Consider the following 21085-nt stretch of genomic DNA (forward strand, 5'->3'; position numbering starts at 1 on the left):
CCGACGGAGCGCTCGCAGGTTAGGGCTTGCGCCAACGTTTAGAGTTGTCATAACGTCATCGCTCGTGTCGCGGCCTTTGTGGAGGATGCCAATGTCGCTTGCCCGGATCTCGAAGCTGGCTCTCGCCGCGGCGCTCGTCGCGCTGCCCGCGACCGGCTGGGCGCAATCGGTGAACATCTCCTACCTGACCCACTGGTCGCCGGAGACGGTGGCCTTGCTCGAAGCGGCGGCGAAGGATTTTTCCACTACTCATCCGAATGTCGCCGTAACCGTGCGCGCGGTTCCTTTCGGCGATCTCTTGACCACGCTGCGCTCACAGGGCGGCTCCTCCGACGGCCCGACGATCGGCGGCATCTACGATCTGTGGCTGCCGGAACTGGCGAGGGACAAGCTGGTCGCCCCTGCCCCCGACGCTGTCGCCAATGAGGTGAAAAGCGCCTGGCCGGCCGGCGTCGTCAGCGCCGCTTCTGTCGGCGGCACGCTCTACGGCATCCCGAACGAAATCGACGTCTACGCGCTGAACTACAACAAGGAACTGTTCAAAAAAGCGGGCATCGCCGCCCCGCCCAAGACATGGGCCGAATTCAAGGATGCCGCCGCCAAGCTGACCGACAAGGACAAGGGCCAGCAGGGTTTCGGCATGATCAACTCATGGGCGGCGGGCGTGGTCCATCCTTTCGCCTCGTTGCTCGTCTCCAATGGTGGCAACCTGGTCAAGGACGGTAAGCCGGCGCTGGACAGTCCCCAGGCCGGCGAGACCTTCGCGCTCTATGAAGACTTGATAAAGTCCGGCGTGAGCAATCCGGCGATGGCGACGGCAGACGCCAACACAACCGGTCCGTTCCTCGACAATTTCGTCTCCGGCAAGACCGGCATGATCATCATGGCCAATTGGTGGGAAAGCGCGCTGAAGACCGGCATGGGCGACAAGTTCTCACAAGTCGCCACCGCGCCGATCCCGGTCGGCCCGAGCGGCGACAAGCCGCATTCGATCTCCTATTCCTGGATGACGGTCGTCAATGCCAAGGCCGGCGAGGCCGAGCAGAAAGCGGCCTGGGAATTCCTGGCCTGGCTGAACAGCCCGAAATCGGGCAAGAACGGCGCATCGGCCATGTCCGACATTTTGATGTCGATGGGCATCCTGCCGTCGCGCACTTCCGACATCGAGGCGCACAAGGACAAGCTCGGCTCGGAGTTCCTGTCCGGTTATGTCTCCGTGCTCGCCGATGCGCGGCCTTTCCCGGTCGTGCTCGGCGGCCAGGAGTTCTCGGAATCCCTCCAGCAGACGCTTGAGGCGTTGCAGTATGGCCAGGTCTCGGCCAAGGATGCGCAGGCGAACGCTCAGGCCGACGCCACGTCGATCCTGGAGCGCGCCGCCAAGTAAGTTCGGGTCGCTGACCGGAAGCAGGTGAATGGCCAAAGCTTTTCGTGCCTCGGCGGGCATCATGCTTGCGCCCGCCGTGACATTGATCGGCGTGTTCGTGCTGTTGCCGATGCTGCTCACCATCTGGCTGTCCTTCCAGGACTGGTCGACGCAGACGCCCTTTTCCGAGGCCAGCTTCGTCGGCCTCGGCAATTTCCACGAGATCTTCGGCCCCACCTCGGTCGGCCGCGACTTCAAGACGGCGCTCCTCAACACCGCGATCTACACCGCGCTGTCGGTCGTCCTCATCCTGCCGCTGTCGGTCGTCTTCGGGCTGCTGGTCTATCAGCGCGAGGTCGCCGGCGGCACGGCGCTGCGCACGGTGCTGTTTTCGACCTACATGGTGCCGATGATCGCCGTGGCGCTGGTCTGGTCGAAGCTCTATGCGCCGAGCGAAGGCCCGCTCAACCAGTTGCTCGGGCTGGTCGGCATCGGCCCGCAACCCTGGCTCTCCTCACCCCGTTCGGCTTTGATCTCGATCGTGCTGCTCAATGTCTGGCAGCAGGTCGGCTATTTCACCGTGCTCGCCATCGCCGGGCTGACGCAGATCCCGGGCAGCCTCTATGAAGCCGCGACGCTCGACGGCGCCAACGGCCGCGAGCAGTTCCGCTTCATCACCCTGCCCCTGCTTCGCCGCACGCTTCTCTTCAGCGCCGTCATCGCCATCATCAACGCGGTGCAGGTGTTCGAGCCGGTGGCGCTGATCACCCAAGGGGGGCCGGTCGGCTCGAGCAATGTGCTGACCTACCACATCCGCCGCGTCGGCATCGAACGCGCGCAGGGCGGACTAGGCTCGGCCATGGCCGTGATGCTGATGCTGTCGCTGATCGTCTGCGTCTCGGCGCTGTTTGCCTTCGTCAACCGCAAGGACAGCGAATGAGCGCGGCTGCCCGATCGCTGTCTCGCAAGCGTCCTTCGGGCCGCAAGGCGCTGCTTGCCACCGCAATGCTTCTGGTCGCCGTCGCCTCCGCCTTCCCGCTCGCCTGGATGGTGCTGTCCAGCCTGAAGACACCGGCCGAGACCATGCAGGTGCCGCCGGTCTGGATCCCGCGCACGCCGACGCTCGAGGCCTACGAAAAGGTCGCCGGCGTCGTCAATGTCGAACGCTCGATGTGGAATTCGCTTGTCATCGCCACGGTCACCACCGCCGGCATCCTGGTGACGAGCATGATGGCCGGCTACGCCTTCGCCAAATACTCCTTCCCCGGCCGGTCATTGCTCTTCTCTGTGCTGATCGCCACCATGTTCCTGCCGCCGATCGTGACGCTGATCCCGCTTTACCGTATGGTCGGCTCGATCGGCTTGAGCGCCAGCCTCGCCGGCATCATCGTGCCCAACCTCGCCAACGCCTTCGGCATCTTCCTGATGCGCCAGTTCATCGCCGGCGTGCCTGACGACCTCATCGACGCCGCGCGCATGGACGGCGCGTCCGAGCTCCTCATCCTGTTCAAGATCGTCGCGCCGAGCGTTGCGCCGGCGATCGCGGCGCTTGCGCTCTTCGCCTTCGTCTATCACTGGAACAGCTATCTGTGGCCGCTCACCGTGCTCCAGGGCAATGCCGACGCCTATCCGATCGTCATCAGCCTCAGCCGGCTGCTCAGCTACAACCGCGGCGCCGTCAACACCGGCCTGGTAATGGCCGGCGCCACGCTCGCGGTGCTGCCGCCGCTGGTGCTCTTCGTCTTCCTGCAGCGCTTCTTCGTGGATTCGATCGTCGGGTCGGCGATCAAGGGGTAGCGCGATCGAGCACCATCAAGCCTCGGGCTTGGTTCCGCCGCATATCAGATAATAACACTTGTCGTAGCGGATATACTCAGGAGCACCCGCATCTGGCCAATCGCCGGTGTCGCTGAAGGTTTTGATGAGGCGCGTGCATTGCGCCACTTCCTTGGCATTGTTGCCCCGAAAAGCTTGCGGCGCCGCGAACGCAGCGGCCGCAAGAGCAAGGCATCCTAAGCTGGCGGCAAGGAAGACGTCGGATTTGTTCATCGTCGTCGAATACAGTCGGGCGAATGTCCTGCCAATCGACAATCGATACTATCATTAACGTGTCTGCGCCAATCTGGCCGGCATCCAAGCCCCTCCCGCCGCGTTCGACTCCACCGCCGCGGCGACGAACTTCACGCCGCGCGCGCCGTCGACAACGTCGGGAACTTGTGCTGCCCGCGTTGCATCGACCGCACCGCCCGCGCGATGCGCGCGGATGATGTCCGCTGCGTCGCGGTAGAAATTGGCGAAGGCCTCGATATAGCCTTCGGGGTGCGCTGCCGGCATGCGCGAGACGCGCCTCGCTTCCGCCGTCGAGCCATGGCCTCCGCGCACCAGCGTGCGCGTTTCCTCGCCATAGGGCGAGAAGCGCAGTTCCTCCGGCCGCGACCCTGACCATTCGAGCCCGGCTTTCTCGCCATAGATACGCACCGAAAGGTCGTTGTAATGGCCGGGCGAGGTCTGGCTGGCGAGGATGGTTCCGCGCGCGCCGCCCGCCCAGCGCAGCAGCACATGCGCGTTGTCGTCCAGCCGCCGTCCCGGGACGGCGGTGAACAGATCGGCGGAAATCGCTTCGGCCTCGAAACCGGACACGAAGCTTGCCAGATTGAAGGCATGCACGCCGATATCGGCGAGCACCGCCGACTGGCCGGCGCGCGCCGGATCGGTGCGCCATTCGGCCTGCTTCTGGCCCTCGGCGTCGATCGGCTTGGTCAGCCAGTCTTGGATATAGGCGCCATGCACCGACACGATCCGGCCGAGTTCGCCCGCCGCCGCCATTTCGCGCGCCTGGCGCACCATGGCGTAGCCGGTGTTGTTGAGCGTGACGACGAAACGGCGCTTCCTAGCCTTGGTCAGCGCCACCAGCGCTTCAGCCTCGGCAAGCGTCGTCGACAGCGGCTTGTCGCAGATGACGTCGATGCCGGCCTCGAGGAAGGCGGTAGCGATCGGCGCGTGCAGGTGGTTGGGCGTGACGATGACCACCGCCTCGATGCCGTCTGGCCGTGCCGCTTCGGCCCTCGCCATGACGTGGTAGTCGGCATAGCTGCGCTCCGGCGCGATGCCGATCTCCGCCGTGGAGGCCGCGGCATTCTCCGGATCCGAGGACAATGCGCCGGCGACCAACGCGATCTGGTCGTCGAGCCGCATGGCAAGGCGATGCACAGCGCCGATGAAGGCGTTGCGGCCGCCTCCGACCATGCCGACCCGCAGGCGTTGACGCGACGTACCATCGGCGGTTGCATAGACCATGATTGCGATTATCCTTCCCAAGGTTCGGTATGCCGGTCGGTGCGGATGCCATGGCCGGCGATGGTTGTCTTCGAATGATATTTCTATTTTTTATTTTGTAAAACGATTGTGCCGCGTTAGCTTTTTACGCTCGGTCCATCTGATGGGCCGGGGCCGGAGGGCAGGGATCGGATGACGCATCCGATGGTTGGGGTCACGATGAGGCATATCCTATGAGCGGCCGCGGCAAGGCGGCCGACGAGCCGTCCACGCATAGCCTGGAGACGGCGGCGAGAAAGCGGAGCCGATCACTGGCAGCACTTGGCTATACAAAGCCGCAAACCTACGAGGAGCTGCGGGCGGTGCTTGCGTCGGGAACCGTGCATTTCCCGAAACGGCTTCGCCAGGTGGCGATCTTCCTCTGGCAGCATCCGAGCGAGGTGGCGCTTGGCACGATCGCGCAGGTGGCGGACCAGGCCGGCGTGCAGCCCTCGACCCTTGTGCGCTTCGCGCAGATCTTCGGCTATTCCGGCTTTTCCGATTTCCAGCTCCTGTTCAAGGACCGCATGAAGGGCTCCTGGCCGGATACGCAGGGCACCCAGGACAAGGTCGGGGAGCCGAATGCAAACCTGCATTTTCTCAACGGCATGATCGGCGCCTGCCAGGCCTCGCTCGGCCGCATCGGCAACGATCTCGATATCGCCGCTTTCGAGACGATGGTCGATCATCTGGCGGCCGCGGAGCTGATCTATGTCATCGGCAGCAAGCGCGCCTTCCCTGTCACCACCTATCTGTCGCTGACGCTGTCGCAGCAGGGCGTGCGCAACGTGCTGGTCGACAATGTCGGCTCGACCGCGCTCGACCAGGTCGGCTGCATCACGCCGCGCGACGCGGTGCTGGCGGTCTCCTTCAGCCCCTATAATTCGATCACGCCCGACCTCGTCGCCGTCGCGCATGAGCGCAAGGCGCGCATTCTCGCCATCACCGACAGCACCTTCTCGCCGCTGGCAAAACTCTCCGACACCTGGCTAGAGGTGGTTGAGCAGGATTTTGGCGGTTTCCGCTCGCTTGCCGCCTCGCTCGCCGTCGGCATGGCCTTGGTCCACGGCGTCGTCGCGCACCGGACAGGCTGACAAGAGCAATTCCAGGAAAGCGGTTTTCCGTTCGCAATTGCGAAAGATAAGGCGATAGCGCGGTTCACCGGTTCCATGAAAACGGTGAACCGCCCTGGGACGATTGACTAAAGAGAACCATCGTTCCATATTCGAAAAAATGGAAACTTTGTTCCGGGAGGAGGAATGGAGGTTCGTCTTGACGGTAAGGTGGTGCTGGTCACCGGCGCGACCCAAGGCATCGGCCGGGCGATCGCCGAGATCGCCGCGCGCTCCGGCGCCGCCGGCCTGCTGATCACCGGGCGGGACCAGAAGCGCGGCGACGCGGTCGCTGCCGAGCTGGCGGCCATGGGCACCCCTGCCGCCTTCGCTGCTGCCGATCTCGGCGATGCCGAAGCTCCGGCGCGGCTGGCGCAAGGCTGCATCGAGCGCTTCGGCCGCATCGACGGCTTGGTCAACGCCGCCGGCCTGACCGACCGCGCTTCCTTCATCGATGCCAGCCTCGACGATTGGTCGTCGCTGTTCGCCGTCAATGCCCGCGCCCCCTTCTTCCTGATGCAGGCGGCGATCGCCGACATGAAGAAACGCAGACAGGGCGGCTCGATCGTCAACATCCTGTCGATCAACGCGCATTGCGGCTCGCCGGAGCTGGCCGTCTATTCCGCCACCAAGGGGGCGCTGGCGACGCTGACCAAGAACGCCGCCAATGCCCACCGCTTCGACCGCATCCGCGTCAACGGCATCAATATCGGCTGGACTGATACCCCGGCCGAACGCATCATGCAGGCCGAGACGCTCGGCCAGGGTCCGGGCTGGCTCGACGCGGCCAACGCGACACAGCCCTTCGGCCGGCTTTTTTCCGTCACCGACATAGCCAACCTGGCCGTCTTTCTGCTTTCCGACGCGGCCGGCCCGATGACCGGCGCGCTGATCGACCAGGAGCAATGGGTGATCGGAGCCAACCGGTGAGCGCCGAGGAGCTCAGCCCTGCCCTGCTCGGCCGATTGCCGTCGGAGGTGCGCAAGCCGGGTTACGACCGCGCCACGCTGAAGCCTGGGATCGCCCATATCGGCGTCGGCGCCTTCCACCGTTGCCATCAGGCCGAATACACCGACGACCTGCTGGCGAAGGATTTCGGCCACTGGGGGCTGGTCGGCATCAACATCCGCCCTCCCTTGCTGACCGACACGCTGGGACGCCAGGACGGCCTCTACACGCGTCTCATCCGCCAGAACGACGAGCTCGAAGCGCGTGTTGTCGGCAGCATCGTGCGCGTCGTCGACAGCCAGGAAAGTGCCGCGCCGGCGCTGGAAGTGCTCGCCTCGCCCGAGATCGAGATGGTCACGATGACGGTGACCGAGAAAGGCTATTGCCACATCCCCTCGAGCGGCGCGCTCGACCTCGGCCATCCCGATATCGTCCACGATCTCTCCAACCCTGAGACGCCGCGCAGCGTACCCGGCATTCTGGCGCGCGCGCTGGAATTGCGCATGCTCGCGCAGGGCCGGCCGGTGACGCTGCTATCCTGCGACAACATCCCCAGCAACGGCATCATCCTCGGCAATGTCGTGCGCGCATTCGCCAAACGGCGCGGCGGGAAGCTGGCGGACTGGATCGAGGCTAACGTCGCCTTCCCCTCGGCTATGGTCGACCGCATCGCGCCGGCGACGACCGAGGCCGATATCGACACGGTCGAGCGGCGCTTCGGATACCGCGACGGCGCCGTGGTGGTGGGCGAGCGCTTCCGCCAATGGGTGATCGAGAACCGCTTCGCCGGCCGCGTGCCGCGCTGGGATCTTGTCGGCGCGACCTTCGTCGACGACGTCACGCCATTCGAGCATCTCAAGATGCGCGTGCTGAACGGCGCCCAGACGACGCTCAGCTATCTCGGCGTTCTGGGCGGCTTTGAGCATACGTTCGAGACGATCGCCGACCCGCTTCTGGCCCGTTTCGTCAGCCGCATGCTGACCGAGGAAACATTGCCGACGTTGATGCCTGTGCCGGGTGTCGCGCCAGCCGCCTATGTCGAGCAGAGCTTGTCGCGTCTCACCAATACCGCGATCCGCCACCGCAATCACCAGATCGCCACGGACGGTTCGCAGAAGATCGTGCAGCGCCTGCTCAACCCGATCCGCGATCGCCTGGCGAAAGGCGAGAGCATCGCGCTCCTCTCGGTGCCGGTCGCCGGCTGGATGGCTTATCTGATCAAGGCTTCCACCCGCTTCGGCCGAGGCTGGCAGGTGTCCGATCCGTTTGCCGACAAGATCGCTGCCATTGCCGACCGCATCGGTTCGGACAGCAAAGCGCTCGCCGATTCGATCCTCGCCATCGACGCTGTCTTCGACCCGTCCTTGACCGCCAACGCGACATTCCGGGCGCATGTCATCGCCGGGCTCGATGGCCTGCTCTCGAACGATCCGATGGGCTTTGTCGGACAAGTCTGCGCTGGGCCAACCGATGCGCGGTTGAAGCAGCCGTCGCGATCTGCATAGTTAGGAACTGGGAGGGATCATGAAGCTTGGACTGCTGACAGCACCGTTTCCGGATACGCCGCTCGGCGAGGTCGCCGACTGGGCGCGCTCGGCCGGCTTCGAAGCGCTGGAAATCGCCTGCTGGCCGAAGATCTCTGGAGCAAGTCGTCGCTATGCCGGCACCAGCCATATCGACGTGGACGTCTCGGCCGCTGAGGCCAAGGACATTGCCGCCGGGCTTGCCGGCAAGGGCCTGGCCGTCTCGGGCCTCGGCTTCTACCCCAATCCGCTCCATCCCGACCGGGCGCATCGCGAAGCGGTGATCGACCATCTGAAGAAGGTGATCGTGCTGGCGAGCCGCATGGGTGTCTCCCTCGTCAACACCTTCTGCGGCGGCGATGCTTCGAAGACTATCGACGCCAACTGGGAGAACGCGCAGAAGATTTGGCCGGCGATCATCGCCCATGCCGGCGAGCATGGCGTGAAGCTCGCCTTCGAGAACTGCCCGATGATCTTCAGCTATGACGAATGGCCGGGCGGACATAACATCGCCTACTCGCCCTATGTCTGGCGTCGCATCCTGGAAGCCTGGGGCGGCGATGTTGGCATGAATTTCGACCCCTCGCATCTCGTCTGGCAGATGATCGACCAGGAGCGCTTCATCCGCGAGTTCGGCGCAAACATGCTCCATGTGCATGCCAAGGACCTGATGATTGATCATGATGGTTTGTACGAGCGCGGAATCCTTTCGGCTGGCATAGGCTGGCAGGTGCCGCGCATGCCGGGACTTGGGGACATCGATTGGAGCAGGATTTTTTCGGGCCTCTACCGGGCCGGATATGACGGGCCGGTCATCATCGAGCATGAGGACCGGCGCTTCGAGGGGACGGACGAAAAGGTCAAGCGGGGCTTTCTGCTTGCCCGCGACGTGCTGCGCCCCTTCATCAAATGACCAAAAGCTTGGCTCCGACCGCGTCGGAGGCCTGGAACTGAACTGAAAAGATCAATGTGGAGGAGTACTGAAATGAAAAGACAACTGACCGCGGCCTCGCTTCTTGCCGGCGCTGCCCTGCTTGCCTCGGTGGGCGCCTCAGTCGCCGCCGGCAAGTACACGATCGGCATTTCCAACACCGTGCAGGGCAATGGCTGGCGCGAGGAGATGATCTGCGCCATGAAGGCGCAGGCGCTGGCTTCCGGCGAGGTGGCGAAGCTCAACATCGCCCACCGCAACACCGACGCCGCCGGCCAGCTCGAGGACATCCGCAACCTGATCAGCGCCAAGGTCGACGCCATCGTCGTCAACCCGGCCGATCCGGCGGGCATCAAGGCAGGCCTCGAGGAAGCCACCAAGGCCGGCATCGTCGTCGTCGCCGTCGACCAGGCGGTGACGGAGCCGTCCGCTTACATCATCTCCAACAACCAGGAGCAATATGCCTATCTCGGCGCCAAGTGGCTGTTCCAGCAGATGGGCGGCAAGGGCGAGGTGTTCTACATGCGGGGCGCGGCCGGCGCTTCGGCCGACAGCGACCGCGACAAAGGCTTCAAGAAGGCGCTTGCCGAATTCCCCGACGTGAAGGTCGCGCAGGAAGTCTTCACCGGCTGGCAGCAGGACCAGGCCAAGCAGCAGATCCTGTCCTTCCTCGCCACCGGCACTCCGATCAACGGCATCTGGACCTCCGGCATCGACAATGTGATCGTCGATGCGCTGGTCGAGCAGCAGGCGCCGATGGTGCCGGTCGTGGGCGCCGACAATGCCGGCTTCGTCGGCCAGTTGAGCTCGGTCAAGGGCCTGGTGGGTGCGGCCGTCACCAATCCCGGCTCCATCGGCGGCGCCGGCGTGACCCTGGCGCTGCAGATCCTCGACGGCAAGAAGCCCGCGCAGCACACCGTTCTGGTCCAGCCGCAGCTCTGGGAGAACGCCACCGAAGAAGGCAAGGCCAAGCTGAAGAGCGTCGTCGACCCTTCGCTCAGCCCCGAATGGCCGGTCTCGATCTCGATCCCGGATTGGACGACCTACACCAAGGAGCAGATCGTGGCCTGCAAGGGCCCGGGCGAATAAGCGCCTGATCCGCACGCAAGCGCGAGGACGCTGGACCAAGGTCTGGCGTCCTTGCCATTTGATTTGGCACGCATAATTTGAGCCATTAGATCGAGAGCGCTTTGACCACCAATCCCCTCCTCGACGCCACCGGCGTTGCGAAGAACTACGGCGCTGTCGCCGCGCTGCGCAACACCTCGCTGTCCGTGCTGCCGGGCGAGGTGCATGCGCTGATGGGCGCGAACGGCGCCGGCAAGTCGACGCTGGTGAAGATCCTGACCGGCGCCATCAAGGCGGACGCCGGGCGCATCCTGATCCGTGGCCAGCAGCTCGATGTCCGCTCGCCCGCCGCCGCCCGCCGCGCCGGCTTGCTGCCGGTCTACCAGGAACCTTCGCTGATCCCCGACCTCGACGTCCTGTCCAACTTGCGGCTGACCGGCACGCCGGTCGAGCCCTTCCGCCGCTGGGTGCGCGAGCTCGGCATTCCCGACCTCGACATCCGCGAGACCGCCCGCCATATCCCTCTCGCCATCCTGCGCGTGCTCGATCTCGCCCGCGCGCTCGCCGTCGAACCCGACGTGCTTCTGCTCGACGAGATGACGGCGGCACTGCCGGCGAACCTTGCCGAGAAAGTGCTGGAAGTCGTGCGCCGCCAGGGCGACGCCGGCCGCTCCGTGATCTTCATCTCGCACCGTTTCGTCGAGATCTCGGCGCTTTGCGACCGCGCCACCGTGCTGCGCGACGGCTCCACGGTCGGCGTCGTCGACATCGAGCCGGGCGTCGAGGAAAGAATAGTCGAGATGATGCTCGGCACCCGCATCGAGAAGACACGCGTCGCCGCGCGCGCAGCAAACGATGTGGGGATTGCCGGCGGCGGCCGTCCGCGACTGTCGGTCCGCAACCTGCAGCTCGGCACCAAGCTCAACGACGTCTCCTTCGATCTCGCCAATGGCGAGGTCGCCGGCGTCTTTGCCCTCGAGGGCCAGGGCCAGGACGAGCTCTTCGCAGCGTTGGCCGGCTCGATCCGCCCGAGCGGCGGCAGCATCGAGGTCGACGGCGCGCCGGTGAAATTCTCGCATCCGAGCGACGCCATCCAGGCCGGCATCGCCTATGTGCCGGGCGACCGCACCGAGGCTTTGGCCATGCAGCGTTCGGTGCGTGAGAACATCGCTCTGCCCTTCAGCGCCGCGCTGCGCAAATGGGGGCCGATCCGCATGCGCCGGGAGCAGGTGGTGGTTTCCGGCGCCATCGGCAGATTGCAGATCGACACCCGCGCCCAGGGCGAGGTGCAGCGCCTTTCCGGCGGCAACCAGCAGAAGGTAACCATCGCCCGCTGGATCGCGGCCAACGCCCGCACCATCCTTTGCTTCGATCCGACGCGCGGCATCGATGTCGGCACCAAGCAGGAGATCTACAAGCTCCTGCGCGAGCTCGCCGGGCAGGGCAAGTCGATACTGTTCTACACATCCGAGATGGAAGAGGTGCAGCGTGTCTGCGACCGGGTCATCGTCATCTTCGGCGGCCGCGTGGTCGACACTTTCCCGGTGGAAGAAGCCGACGAAGCGGCCTTGATGCGGGCCGCCTATGGCCTGCCGCGCGGCGCGAAGGCGGACGTCGGCATCCTTGCCGAGGTCAAACCCGGATCCAGCGCGGAGGCCGCGTCATGAGCCGCTTCCTCCGCAATCAGGGCTGGGTCGCAGGTCTCTTCGCCCTGCTGATCTTCCTTTTCGTCGTCACCAAGCTGATCCAGCCCGGTTATGGCAGCGGCGACTTCGGGTCGCTCGCGCGGGCAGTCTTACCCTATGCATTCGCCGTCGCGGCTCAGACCGTCGTCGTCATCGCCGGCGGCATCGACCTTTCGGTCGCCGCCATGATGGCGCTGACCAGCGTCACCGCCGCCTCGATGATGAACGGCGCCAGCGAGGAATACGCGCTCTTCGTCGTCCCCTTCGTGCTGGCCTTGGGGCTGATGCTCGGCGCGCTGAACGGGGTCCTTATCGTCGTCACGCGGGTCCCCGACATCGTCGTCACCCTGGCAATGCTGTTCGTGCTGCAGGGCGCGGCGCTGCTCGTGCTTGAAGCGCCTGGCGGCGCCGCCGCCGAATGGCTGAAGGCAAGCGTCATCGGCACCGTGCCGATCCCCGGCCTGCCGGATTGGGCCGATGCTTGGGTTCCGAAGGCGCTGGTGCTGCTCCTCGTCTGCCTCTGCATCGTATGGATTCCGCTCCGGCGCTCGCGGCTCGGCCTCTCCATCTACGCTATCGGCAGCAACGAGCTCGCCGCCTTCCGCAGCGGCGTGCCGGTGGCGCGCACCAGAATGCTCGCCTATGCGCTCTCCGGCCTGTTCGCCGCGCTCGGCGGCCTGTCGCTGACCATCAGCACCGGCATCGGCGCGCCCATCCCCGGGCCTTATCTGCTGGCCAGCGTCGCCGCCGTGGTGCTGGGCGGCGTCGCGCTCGGCGGCGGCAAGGGCGGCCTGCTCGGCCCGATCATCGCCGTCTTCGTGCTGAGGCTGGTGCGCACCGACCTGACGCTTCTGGCCATCGATCCGAATGTCACCGCGATCATCGAAGGCGCGATCATGGTCGCCGTCGTGATGTTCGGCGCCTTCATCACCATGCGGAGCCGCCCGGCGGGAGCAACGTCATGACCGACATCGCGACCATGCCCCAGCCTGTCTCGTTCGGCCGCCGCCTGAAGCGTTTCATGGCGGACCGCCCGCTCATCCCGCTCATCATCCTTTTGATCATTCTCGTGGTGATCCTGCAGATCCTGCGCCCCGGCATCGTCAACGAGCGCTGGATCGCCAACACGGCGAAATTCGCCATCCCACTGGCGATCCTCGCCGGCTGCCAGACCATGACGATGCTGACCGGCGGCATCGACCTTTCCGTCGGCACGGTGGCGACGATGAGCGCCTTCATCATGGCCACCCAGATCGTCAACCAGGATCCGGCGGTGGCGTTCCTGCTGGCCATGCTGCCCGCCCTGCTGATCGGCCTCGTCAACGGCATCGGCGTCGGCGTGTTCCGCGTGCATCCGCTGATCATGACGCTCGGTACCAGCCTGATCGGCACTGGCTTCCTGCAGGTCTATCAGCGCACGGTGATCGCCTCCGGCGCGAAAATCCCGGATTTCCTCAACTGGCTGGGCACCGGCCTCACCTACGGCTTTCCCAACGCGCTCTTCCTGTTCATGCCGGTGGCGGTGCTGATCGTCTTCATGCTGAACCGCACCGGCTTCGGCCGCCTGCTCTATGCCGTCGGCGACAATGAGCGCGCTGCGCGCTTGTCAGGCGTGCGCTACTGGCAGGTGATCACGGCGCTCTACGTCCTATCCAGCCTGCTCGCCGGCATCACCGGCCTGCTCTATATCGGCCTTATCAAGGCGCCATCGCTGTCGCTCGCCGAACCGCTGGTGCTGCCTTCGGTGGCCGCGGCCGTCATCGGCGGCACCTCGATCTTCGGCGGCCGCGGCGGCTATACCGGCACCATCATCGGCGCGCTGATCCTGACCGTGCTGACGACGCTGCTCACCATCCTGCAGATGCCCGAAGGCGGCCGCCGCATCCTGTTCGGCTTCATCGTGCTGTTCGTGACCGCGGCGTATCTGCGGATCGTCGAGGAGCGGTAGAGCCGGCGCACGGCTCACTCCGCCGCTTGCATCGGGCGGGCGTCGATGATCGCCCTGATCTCCGAGCGGCAGGAGCCGCAATTGGTGCCGGCGCGCAGTGTCGAGCCGATCGCTTCCAGGCTATCGCATCCAGAAGCGACTGCCGAGGCAAGCTGGTTGGCGCCGATGTGGAAGCATGCGCACACGATACGGCCGAGAGCCGGCATCGGCACGGGAGAGCGCCCCGATAAAAGCGCATGGCGATCCGTCACCGACAGCTTCTGGCGCGTGGCGAGCAGCGACACCAGCCAGTCACGCGCCGGCAACTGGTCCGGGGCGGCGACCAGCAGAGCTTCGGCCATGACGCCGCCGTCGTCGACGGCCGCGGCGCGATAAGCGAGGCCGCGGCGATCGGTGTATTCCAGGAGCTGATCCCGCCGCTGGACGCCGAGCAGCTTGCGCGCCAGGAGGATGCCCTGGTCCGGCGGCTCGGTTCCGGTCAGTTCGTAGACCCAGCCGCCCTCGACCGCATGCCGGCTCCAGTGGACGAAACCTGTCGGCCTGAGATCACGGCGGGTGATGAGCACGCCGGCCCAGCCGGTCTCTTCCCGCACGATCCGGACCGGAACGTGCTTGAGCTCCGGCTGGCCGGAATGCGGATCGGTGACCGGCGAGGACAACAGGCCCGCCGCGGCCTTGGCAGCGAACTGCCCGCTCCAGTGCATGGGCATGAAAGCATGGCCGCGCCGCTGCGCCTCGGTCACACGTATTTTTGCACGGACGAAGCCGAAGCGGGTCGAAAGATGAGCGAGGTCGCCATCCTGGAGACGGTGCGCGGCCGCATCCGCCGGATGAAGATCGACCGCCGGCTCCGGCGCGTTCGCCATCAAACGCGGCACGTTGCCGGTGCGCGTCATGGTGTGCCACTGGTCGCGCAGCCGGCCGGTGTTCAGGGCGAGCGGATAGTCCGCATCGACGGTGAAAGCCGTCGCTTCCTGCCGCACCGGCACGAAGCGCGCACGTCCGTCTTCTGTCGCAAAACGACCGTCGGCGAACAATCTCGTCTGCTGCTCGCACCGCTCCGATGCGGGCCAATGGCGCGGCGCAAAGGCGGAATAATCTTCATCGCTGAGATCAGCCACGCCGCCAAGGTCGAACAGGCGCTTGCCGTCATTCTCGAAGGCGGACAGCGCTGCATGCTCGCGGAAGATCGCGGCTGGCGTCTGGTAGGCGAAGGCCTCGCCAAAACCCATGCGCGTGGCGACCTCGCAGATGATGCGCCAGTCGGCTTTCGCCTCGCCGGGCGGCGGCACGAACGGCCGCTGGCGCGAGAGACGCCGCTCCGAATTGGTGACCGTGCCGTCCTTCTCGCCCCAGGCGGCGGCCGGCAGCAGCACGTCGGCATAGCGCATGGTGTCGGTCCTGGTCACATCGGAGAGGACGACGAAATCGCATTTGGACAAGGCGGCGCGGACGCGCGAAGCGTCCGGCATCGAGACGGCGGGATTGGTGCCCATGACCCACAGCGCCTTGATGCGCCCGTCGGCGACCGCCTGGAACATGTCCACGGCCTTCAGGCCGGCACGGCGCGCGACATTTGGCGCGTTCCAGAAGCGGGAGACCCGGTCGATATCGGCCTCATCCGCGAAATCCATATGCGCGGCAAGCTGGTTGGCCAGGCCGCCGACCTCGCGGCCGCCCATGGCGTTCGGCTGCCCGGTGACCGAGAACGGTCCCATGCCGGGCCTGCCGATGCGGCCCGTGGCGAGATGGCAGTTGATGATGGCGTTGACCTTGTCGGTTCCATGCGCCGACTGGTTGACGCCCTGGCTGTAGACGGTGACGGTCCGCTCGGCCTCGGCAAATAGCTCATAAAAAGCCTGAACATCGGCGGCCGCCACTCCGCATCCCTTCGCGACGCGGGCGATCGACGGTGCGTCGGCGCCGGCCAGCGCGGCCGCGGCATCGAAGCCCGACGTATGCTCGCGGATGAAATCGGTATCGATCTTCCCGGCCTGGACGAGATGCGCGAGCAGCCCGTTGAACAACAGCACATCCGTGCCGGGATCGAGCGCCAGATGAAGATCGCATTCGTCGGCGGTCGCGGTGCGGCGCGGATCGATGACGACGATTTTTGTCCCATGCTCTCTGCGCGCCGCAAGAATGCGCTGGTAGAGCACCGGATGGCACCATGCGGTGTTGGAGCCGGTGAGCACGATGAGACCGGCGCACTCGAAATCCTCATAGACGCCCGGAACGATGTCCTCGCCAAAGGCGCGGCGGTGGCCGGCGACGGACGAGGCCATGCAAAGCCGCGAATTGGTGTCGATGTTGGCCGAGCCGATAAAACCCTTCATCAGCTTGTTGGCGACGTAATAGTCCTCGGTGAGCAACTGGCCGGAGACGTAGAAGGCGACAGAATCCGGGCCGTGCTCGGCGACAGCCTGCGAGAATTTCGCAGCCACTAGGTCAAGCGCCTCGTTCCAACTCGCCGGCTTGCCGAGAATTTCCGGCCGCAGCAAACGGCCTTGGAGGCCGAGCGTCTCGCCAAGGGCGGACCCCTTCGAGCAGAGCCGCCCGAAATTGGCAGGATGCTCGGGATCGCCGCGGACGGTCGTCGTGCCGTCCGCGGCGACCTTGGCCAGCACGCCGCAGCCCACCCCGCAATAGGGGCAGGTCGTCCTCACCTCGCATGCTTCTTCCATGCCTCAGGCCGCTTTCGAGGCCAGTGCTTCGAGCGCGATGAAGAGCATTTCGCCCTCGACCTTGACGGGGAGCGTCCGCACCGAGCCCTCGTCCGCGCCGAGCGCCTTGCCCGTTTCCAGCGAGATCACCCAATTGTGCAGCGGGCAGGTCACCGCAGCGCCGTGGACAATGCCCTGGCTGAGTGGCCCGCCTTTGTGCGGGCAATGGTCCTCGATGGCGAAGACCTGGTCGTTCGCGGTGCGGAAGACGGCGATCTTGCCTTGCGGGGTGGCCACGCAACGCGCGCCGCGCCGCGGGATGTCGGCGATGGAGCCGATGGCGATCCAGGTCATGGTGGTTACTCCGCCGCCTCCGCGAACCCGACCGACGCCATCGGCCTGAACTCATGCTTGTCCTTGCCGGAGACGCGCTCCGACCACGGATCGACCTGCGCGAATTTCTGGCTGAAGACGAAGCGCTCGAAATAGGCGCGGCGCTTCTCGGCGTCGTCCAGGGTCTGCTTCTTGATCTCGGCGGTGCCGACGCGCTTCGCCCATTTGTAGATGCGCTCCAGATAGCGCGCCTGCTCGCGATACATCTGGACCAGCGCCACGATCACCTCCAGCGCCTCGTCCTCGGTCTTCACGAGACCCAGCACCTCCGTGCCCTTGATATCGAGGCCGGCGGCACCCGCGAAATGGATCTCGTAGCCGGAGTCGACGCACACGACGCCAACATCCTTGCAGGTCGCCTCCGCGCAGTTGCGCGGGCATCCCGACACCGCCATCTTCACCTTGGCCGGCGTCCAGGAACCCCACATGAACTTCTCGATGCGGATGCCGAGCCCGGTCGAATCCTGCGTGCCGAAACGGCACCAGTCGGAGCCGACGCAGGTCTTCACTGTGCGCAGACCCTTGGCATAGGCATGGCCGGAGACAAAGCCGGCCTTGCCGAGATCGGCCCACACCGCCGGCAGGTCTTCCTTGCGGATGCCCAGCATGTCGATGCGCTGACCGCCGGTCACCTTCACGGTCGGGATGCGGAACTTGTCGACGACGTCGGCGATGGCGCGCAATTCGCCGGCGCTGGTCACCCCGCCCCACATGCGCGGCACCACCGAATAGGTGCCGTCCTTCTGGATGTTGGCGTGCACGCGCTCATTGATGAAGCGCGACTGGTAGTCGTCGGCATATTGGTCCGGCCAATCGCAGATGAGATAGTAGTTGAGCGCCGGCCGGCATTTTGCGCAGCCGCAGGAGGTCTTCCATTCGAGCTCCTGCATGATGGCAGGGATCGTCTTCAGGCCCTTCGCCTTGATCAGACGCCGCACGTCGTCGTGGCCGAGGCTCGTGCAGCCGCACATAGGCTGTACCGCCGCCGGATTGTAGGCCTCGCCCAGCGTGAGCTTCAGCAGCTGCTCGACGAGACCCGTGCACGAGCCGCAGGAGGCCGCGGCCTTGGTGTGGGCGCGCACGTCGTCGAGACCGGTCAGCCCCTTCGCCGTGATCGCGCCGGTGATCTTGCCCTTGCAGACGCCGTTGCAGCCGCAGATTTCCGCATCATCCGCCAGTGCCGCAACGGCCGCCGAAGGGTCCGAGGAAGCGCCTCCCTGGAACGCCTGGCCGAAGATCAGCGTTTCGCGCATCTCCGAAATGTCGATCGCCTTCTTCTTCAGATCGTTGAACCACGCCCCGTCGGCGGTCTCGCCGAACAGCACCGTGCCGATGATGCGCTTGTCCTGCAGCACGACGCGCTTGTAGATGCCGGCGGATGCGTCGCGCAGGATGATCTCCTCGCGATCCTCGCCGTCGGCGAAGTCGCCCAGCGAATAGAGGTCGATGCCGGTGACCTTGAGCTTGGTCGGGGTGTCGGAGTGAACGAAGCGCTTGTCCTCGCCGTCCGACAGCCTGGCTGCCGCGACGCGGGCCATCTCGTAGAGCGGCGCGACAAGTCCATAGACATGGCCGCCGACCTCCGCGCATTCGCCGAGCGCCATGATGGCGGGGTCAGAGGTCTGCATGCGGTCGTCGACGACGATACCGCGATTGACCTCGAGCCCTGCGTCCTTGGCCAAGGCGCTGTTCGGATGGATGCCGACCGCCATCACCACCAGCGTTGCCGGGATGATCGTGCCGTCCATCAGCTCGACGCCCTCGACCTTGCCGTTGCCGACAATAGCCTTGGTGTTGGCCTTCGTCACGACCTTGATGCCGCGCGCCTCGACAGCCTTCTGCAAGAGGTAGCCGGCGGCGGGATCGAGCTGGCGCTCCATCAGCGTCGGCATGACATGCAGCAGGGTGACGTCCATGCCGCGCTCGTTGAGCCCGGCAGCGGCTTCGAGCCCGAGCAGGCCGCCGCCGATGACGATCGCCTTGGCATGCGACTGTGCGGCGAGCAGCATGGCGTTGACGTCGTCGAGGTCGCGGTAGCTGAGCACGCCGGGCAGGTCCTTGCCCGGCACCGGAATGATGAAGGGCACCGAGCCGGTGGCGATGACCAGCCTGTCGTAGCTCTCGATCACGCCATGATCCGAGGTGACGGTCTTGGCGTCCCTGTCGATGGCGACGATCCGGTGGCCCTTATAGAGGGTGATGCCGTGCTTGATGTACCAGCCGTCGCCATGGATGACGATTTCCTCGAATTCCTTCTCGCCCGAAAGCACCGGCGACAGCATGATGCGGTCGTAGTTCACGCGCGGTTCGGCGTTGAAGATGGTGACGGCGTAGCGGTCGGGCGCTTCTTCCAGAAGGTGCTCGAGCATCCTGCCGGGCGCCATGCCGTTGCCGATGATGACAAGTCTTTCGCTCATGTCCGTTCTCACCCGATCTATTCGGCGGCGTAGGAAAGGGACGCGGGCTTGACGGCGGCCGCGCGCTCCATCCGGCGGATGGTGACGTGCATCCAGACGAGGCACGAGACGACGATGAGGAAGAGCAGCATGAAGCAGCTCGACCAGACGCCGGTGAGGTCGTTTAGCGCGCCGAAGGCGATCGGCAGGATGAAGCCGCCGAGGCCGCCGATCATGCCCACAACGCCGCCGACCGCGCCGACGCTCTGCGGATAGTGGACGGGGATATGCTTGTAGACGGCGGCCTTGCCGAGGCTCATGAAGAAGCCGAGCACGGAGGCGACGGCGATGAAAGCGAGCGGGCCGATCTCGAAGTGGAACGGGATCGGCCCGCTGATGCCGCGCACGACATAGTCTGCCGAGGGAAGAGACAGAACAAGCGTCGCGACGGCACAAACGCTGAAGGTCCAATAGAGCACGGTGCGAGCGCCGATGCGGTCGGAGAGCACGCCGCCATAGGCGCGGAAGATGCTTGCCGGGATCGAATAGGCAGCGCCGATCATGCCGGCGGTGGCGATGCCGAAACCGTAGACGCCGATGAGATAGCGCGGCAGCCAGAGCGACAGCGCCACGAACGCGCCGAAGGCGAAGAAATAATAGAAGGCGAAGCGCCAGACCTGCAGGGTCTTCAGCGGCGCGAATTCCTGCCAGAAGCTTCTCGCCGGCGCCGCCTTGCCGGCACGGCGCTCACGGATGACAGGATCATCGCCGGTGGTGAACCAGAAGACGGCGGCCATCACCACCAGCGCCGCCGCCCAGATCAGCGCCACCGACTGCCAGCCCCAGGCAAGCAGCACGAGCGGCGCCAGGAACTTGGTGACCGCGGCGCCGACATTGCCGACGCCGAATATGCCGAGCGCCGTGCCCTGCTTTCCGGCGGGGAAGAAGCGCGAGACATAGGCGACGCCGACGGCGAAGGAGCCGCCGGCGAGCCCGACGCCGAGCGCGGCGGCCAGCATCTGCTCATAGCTATGCGTGAAGGCGAGCAGGAAGGTCGCGACCGCGGCCGCGAGCATCGTCATGGTGTAGACCAGGCGTCCACCATAGCGGTCTGTCCAGACGCCGAGCACCATGCGCACGAGTGAGCCGGTGAGGATCGGCGTACCGACTAGCAGGCCGAACTCGGTCTCGTTCAGCCCAAGCTCCTGCTTGATGCGCACGCCGATGATGGAAAAGATCGTCCACACCGCGAAGCACACGGTGAAGGCGATGGTGGACATGACGAGCGCCTGCCGGGAGCTGCTGTCCTGGCTTTGCGCGGCTGGGGGGTTGGCGGTCATGGTCGGCTCCGGTTTGCGGCGTTGGAGGCGCCGCGTGTTGTGTTGATCAGAGGCGCGGCATCGGTCAGCGCGGCGAGACCGGGACGCGCGGTCACTTGACGATCCTTGTCCTCGGTTTCGTGATTGGGTGGGAACAGCAAGAGCGCCGCGGTGAACAGCGCCGCGGTGAGGATGCTGCTCGCCAGGACATCGCGGCGGGTGAAATCCTTGAGCGAACATCCGATCCGTTTGGTCAACGTCGTCTCCGGTCCAAACGAAAAAAGCTGCCGTCCAGGCCTCGCGCGTCCGTACATCCGGGATCGCGTATTGACCTGAGCGGCAGCTTTGCCTGTGGCGCCCGCCATTGGACGCCTGTTCCATTGCCCGCGAACGGGCTCGATAATTTCAAAGCACGAAGCGT

General features: G+C 65.4%; 18 protein-coding genes. 11 read left to right on the plus strand and 7 right to left on the minus strand.

Annotation, left to right across the window (positions count from 1 at the left end):
• Positions 1–91: 91 nt before the first annotated feature.
• Genes FJW06_RS01545 through FJW06_RS01555 form a run of 3 tightly spaced genes read left to right on the plus strand, consistent with a single transcriptional unit; the run spans position 92 to position 3160 of the window.
• Positions 92–1384, plus strand: a complete 1293-nt coding sequence (locus FJW06_RS01545; RefSeq protein WP_140746933.1) for an extracellular solute-binding protein — start codon at positions 92–94, stop codon at positions 1382–1384.
• 28 nt (positions 1385–1412) lie between these two features.
• Positions 1413–2303: a sugar ABC transporter permease gene (locus tag FJW06_RS01550; RefSeq protein ID WP_140746936.1), complete on the plus strand. Its 891-nt coding sequence runs from the start codon at positions 1413–1415 to the stop codon at positions 2301–2303.
• Positions 2300–3160, plus strand: coding sequence for a carbohydrate ABC transporter permease (locus tag FJW06_RS01555; RefSeq protein ID WP_140746939.1), 861 nt, complete (start codon positions 2300–2302; stop codon positions 3158–3160). Before FJW06_RS01550 ends, FJW06_RS01555 begins: the two co-directional genes overlap by 4 nt.
• A gap of 15 nt (positions 3161–3175) precedes the next feature.
• On the opposite strand, the gene FJW06_RS01560 is transcribed toward FJW06_RS01555, so the two are convergent.
• Positions 3176–3412 (minus strand): hypothetical protein, encoded by a 237-nt coding sequence (locus FJW06_RS01560; protein ID WP_140746942.1) that lies wholly within the window; start codon positions 3410–3412, stop codon positions 3176–3178.
• A gap of 54 nt (positions 3413–3466) precedes the next feature.
• Positions 3467–4660: a Gfo/Idh/MocA family oxidoreductase gene (locus tag FJW06_RS01565; protein WP_140746945.1), complete on the minus strand. Its 1194-nt coding sequence runs from the start codon at positions 4658–4660 to the stop codon at positions 3467–3469.
• 212 nt (positions 4661–4872) lie between these two features.
• Here FJW06_RS01565 and FJW06_RS01570 point away from each other — a divergent pair, with 212 nt between their 5' ends.
• The 8 genes from FJW06_RS01570 to FJW06_RS01605 all read left to right on the plus strand — a co-directional run bounded on the left by FJW06_RS01570 (position 4873) and on the right by FJW06_RS01605 (position 13893).
• On the plus strand, positions 4873–5772 hold the full coding sequence (locus FJW06_RS01570; RefSeq protein WP_140746948.1) for a MurR/RpiR family transcriptional regulator: 900 nt from the start codon (positions 4873–4875) through the stop codon (positions 5770–5772).
• 165 nt (positions 5773–5937) lie between these two features.
• Positions 5938–6720, plus strand: coding sequence for an SDR family oxidoreductase (locus tag FJW06_RS01575; protein WP_140746951.1), 783 nt, complete (start codon positions 5938–5940; stop codon positions 6718–6720).
• Entirely contained in the window at positions 6717–8243 is a 1527-nt protein-coding gene (locus FJW06_RS01580) for a mannitol dehydrogenase family protein (RefSeq protein WP_246674493.1), read from the plus strand. The genes FJW06_RS01575 and FJW06_RS01580 overlap by 4 nt, the downstream gene beginning before the upstream one ends.
• Before the next feature lie 19 nt (positions 8244–8262).
• On the plus strand, positions 8263–9174 hold the full coding sequence (locus FJW06_RS01585) for a sugar phosphate isomerase/epimerase (RefSeq protein WP_140746957.1): 912 nt from the start codon (positions 8263–8265) through the stop codon (positions 9172–9174).
• 72 nt (positions 9175–9246) lie between these two features.
• Entirely contained in the window at positions 9247–10281 is a 1035-nt protein-coding gene (locus FJW06_RS01590; RefSeq protein WP_140746960.1) for an ABC transporter substrate-binding protein, read from the plus strand.
• A gap of 101 nt (positions 10282–10382) precedes the next feature.
• Positions 10383–11927: a sugar ABC transporter ATP-binding protein gene (locus FJW06_RS01595; protein ID WP_140746963.1), complete on the plus strand. Its 1545-nt coding sequence runs from the start codon at positions 10383–10385 to the stop codon at positions 11925–11927.
• Positions 11924–12910, plus strand: a complete 987-nt coding sequence (locus FJW06_RS01600; protein ID WP_140746966.1) for an ABC transporter permease — start codon at positions 11924–11926, stop codon at positions 12908–12910. The genes FJW06_RS01595 and FJW06_RS01600 overlap by 4 nt, the downstream gene beginning before the upstream one ends.
• The gene (locus FJW06_RS01605) at positions 12907–13893 is read left to right on the plus strand and encodes an ABC transporter permease (RefSeq protein WP_140746969.1); all 987 of its coding nucleotides are present in this window, start codon (positions 12907–12909) and stop codon (positions 13891–13893) included. The genes FJW06_RS01600 and FJW06_RS01605 overlap by 4 nt, the downstream gene beginning before the upstream one ends.
• Before the next feature lie 14 nt (positions 13894–13907).
• Here the strand turns inward: FJW06_RS01605 and FJW06_RS01610 are convergent, their stop codons facing one another.
• From FJW06_RS01610 to FJW06_RS01630, 5 genes are read right to left on the minus strand one after another with little or no spacing between them, the layout of a single operon-like run.
• Positions 13908–16577 carry a nitrate reductase gene (locus FJW06_RS01610; RefSeq protein ID WP_140746972.1) on the minus strand — a complete coding sequence of 890 codons (2670 nt, stop codon included), beginning with the start codon at positions 16575–16577 and terminating at the stop codon, positions 13908–13910.
• Positions 16578–16580: 3 nt separating this feature from the next.
• Positions 16581–16910 carry a nitrite reductase small subunit NirD gene (nirD, locus tag FJW06_RS01615; protein WP_140746975.1) on the minus strand — a complete coding sequence of 110 codons (330 nt, stop codon included), beginning with the start codon at positions 16908–16910 and terminating at the stop codon, positions 16581–16583.
• 5 nt (positions 16911–16915) lie between these two features.
• Positions 16916–19366: a nitrite reductase large subunit NirB gene (gene nirB, locus FJW06_RS01620; RefSeq protein ID WP_140746979.1), complete on the minus strand. Its 2451-nt coding sequence runs from the start codon at positions 19364–19366 to the stop codon at positions 16916–16918.
• 17 nt (positions 19367–19383) lie between these two features.
• Positions 19384–20685: a nitrate/nitrite transporter gene (locus FJW06_RS01625; RefSeq protein ID WP_140746982.1), complete on the minus strand. Its 1302-nt coding sequence runs from the start codon at positions 20683–20685 to the stop codon at positions 19384–19386.
• A complete protein-coding gene (locus FJW06_RS01630) occupies positions 20682–21029 on the minus strand; it encodes a hypothetical protein (RefSeq protein WP_246674494.1) in 348 nt (115 codons plus the stop codon). The genes FJW06_RS01625 and FJW06_RS01630 overlap by 4 nt, the downstream gene beginning before the upstream one ends.
• Positions 21030–21085: the final 56 nt, after the last annotated feature.

This window comes from Mesorhizobium sp. B4-1-3, assembly GCF_006439355.1.
In the GTDB taxonomy this organism is placed as follows: domain Bacteria; phylum Pseudomonadota; class Alphaproteobacteria; order Rhizobiales; family Rhizobiaceae; genus Mesorhizobium.

What these genes read in the sequence shown, in the direction of transcription:
- FJW06_RS01545 (WP_140746933.1), top strand. Translation starts at nt 92, where the DNA reads ATGTCGCTTGCCCGGATCTCGAAGCTGGCTCTCGCCGCGGCGCTCGTC.
- FJW06_RS01550 (WP_140746936.1), top strand. Translation starts at nt 1,413, where the DNA reads ATGGCCAAAGCTTTTCGTGCCTCGGCGGGCATCATGCTTGCGCCCGCC.
- FJW06_RS01555 (WP_140746939.1), top strand. Translation starts at nt 2,300, where the DNA reads ATGAGCGCGGCTGCCCGATCGCTGTCTCGCAAGCGTCCTTCGGGCCGC.
- FJW06_RS01560 (WP_140746942.1), bottom strand. Translation starts at nt 3,412, where the DNA reads ATGAACAAATCCGACGTCTTCCTTGCCGCCAGCTTAGGATGCCTTGCT.
- FJW06_RS01565 (WP_140746945.1), bottom strand. Translation starts at nt 4,660, where the DNA reads ATGGTCTATGCAACCGCCGATGGTACGTCGCGTCAACGCCTGCGGGTC.
- FJW06_RS01570 (WP_140746948.1), top strand. Translation starts at nt 4,873, where the DNA reads ATGAGCGGCCGCGGCAAGGCGGCCGACGAGCCGTCCACGCATAGCCTG.
- FJW06_RS01575 (WP_140746951.1), top strand. Translation starts at nt 5,938, where the DNA reads ATGGAGGTTCGTCTTGACGGTAAGGTGGTGCTGGTCACCGGCGCGACC.
- FJW06_RS01585 (WP_140746957.1), top strand. Translation starts at nt 8,263, where the DNA reads ATGAAGCTTGGACTGCTGACAGCACCGTTTCCGGATACGCCGCTCGGC.
- FJW06_RS01590 (WP_140746960.1), top strand. Translation starts at nt 9,247, where the DNA reads ATGAAAAGACAACTGACCGCGGCCTCGCTTCTTGCCGGCGCTGCCCTG.
- FJW06_RS01600 (WP_140746966.1), top strand. Translation starts at nt 11,924, where the DNA reads ATGAGCCGCTTCCTCCGCAATCAGGGCTGGGTCGCAGGTCTCTTCGCC.
- FJW06_RS01605 (WP_140746969.1), top strand. Translation starts at nt 12,907, where the DNA reads ATGACCGACATCGCGACCATGCCCCAGCCTGTCTCGTTCGGCCGCCGC.
- FJW06_RS01610 (WP_140746972.1), bottom strand. Translation starts at nt 16,577, where the DNA reads ATGGAAGAAGCATGCGAGGTGAGGACGACCTGCCCCTATTGCGGGGTG.
- nirD (WP_140746975.1), bottom strand. Translation starts at nt 16,910, where the DNA reads ATGACCTGGATCGCCATCGGCTCCATCGCCGACATCCCGCGGCGCGGC.
- nirB (WP_140746979.1), bottom strand. Translation starts at nt 19,366, where the DNA reads ATGAGCGAAAGACTTGTCATCATCGGCAACGGCATGGCGCCCGGCAGG.
- FJW06_RS01625 (WP_140746982.1), bottom strand. Translation starts at nt 20,685, where the DNA reads ATGACCGCCAACCCCCCAGCCGCGCAAAGCCAGGACAGCAGCTCCCGG.
- FJW06_RS01630 (WP_246674494.1), bottom strand. Translation starts at nt 21,029, where the DNA reads ATGGCGGGCGCCACAGGCAAAGCTGCCGCTCAGGTCAATACGCGATCC.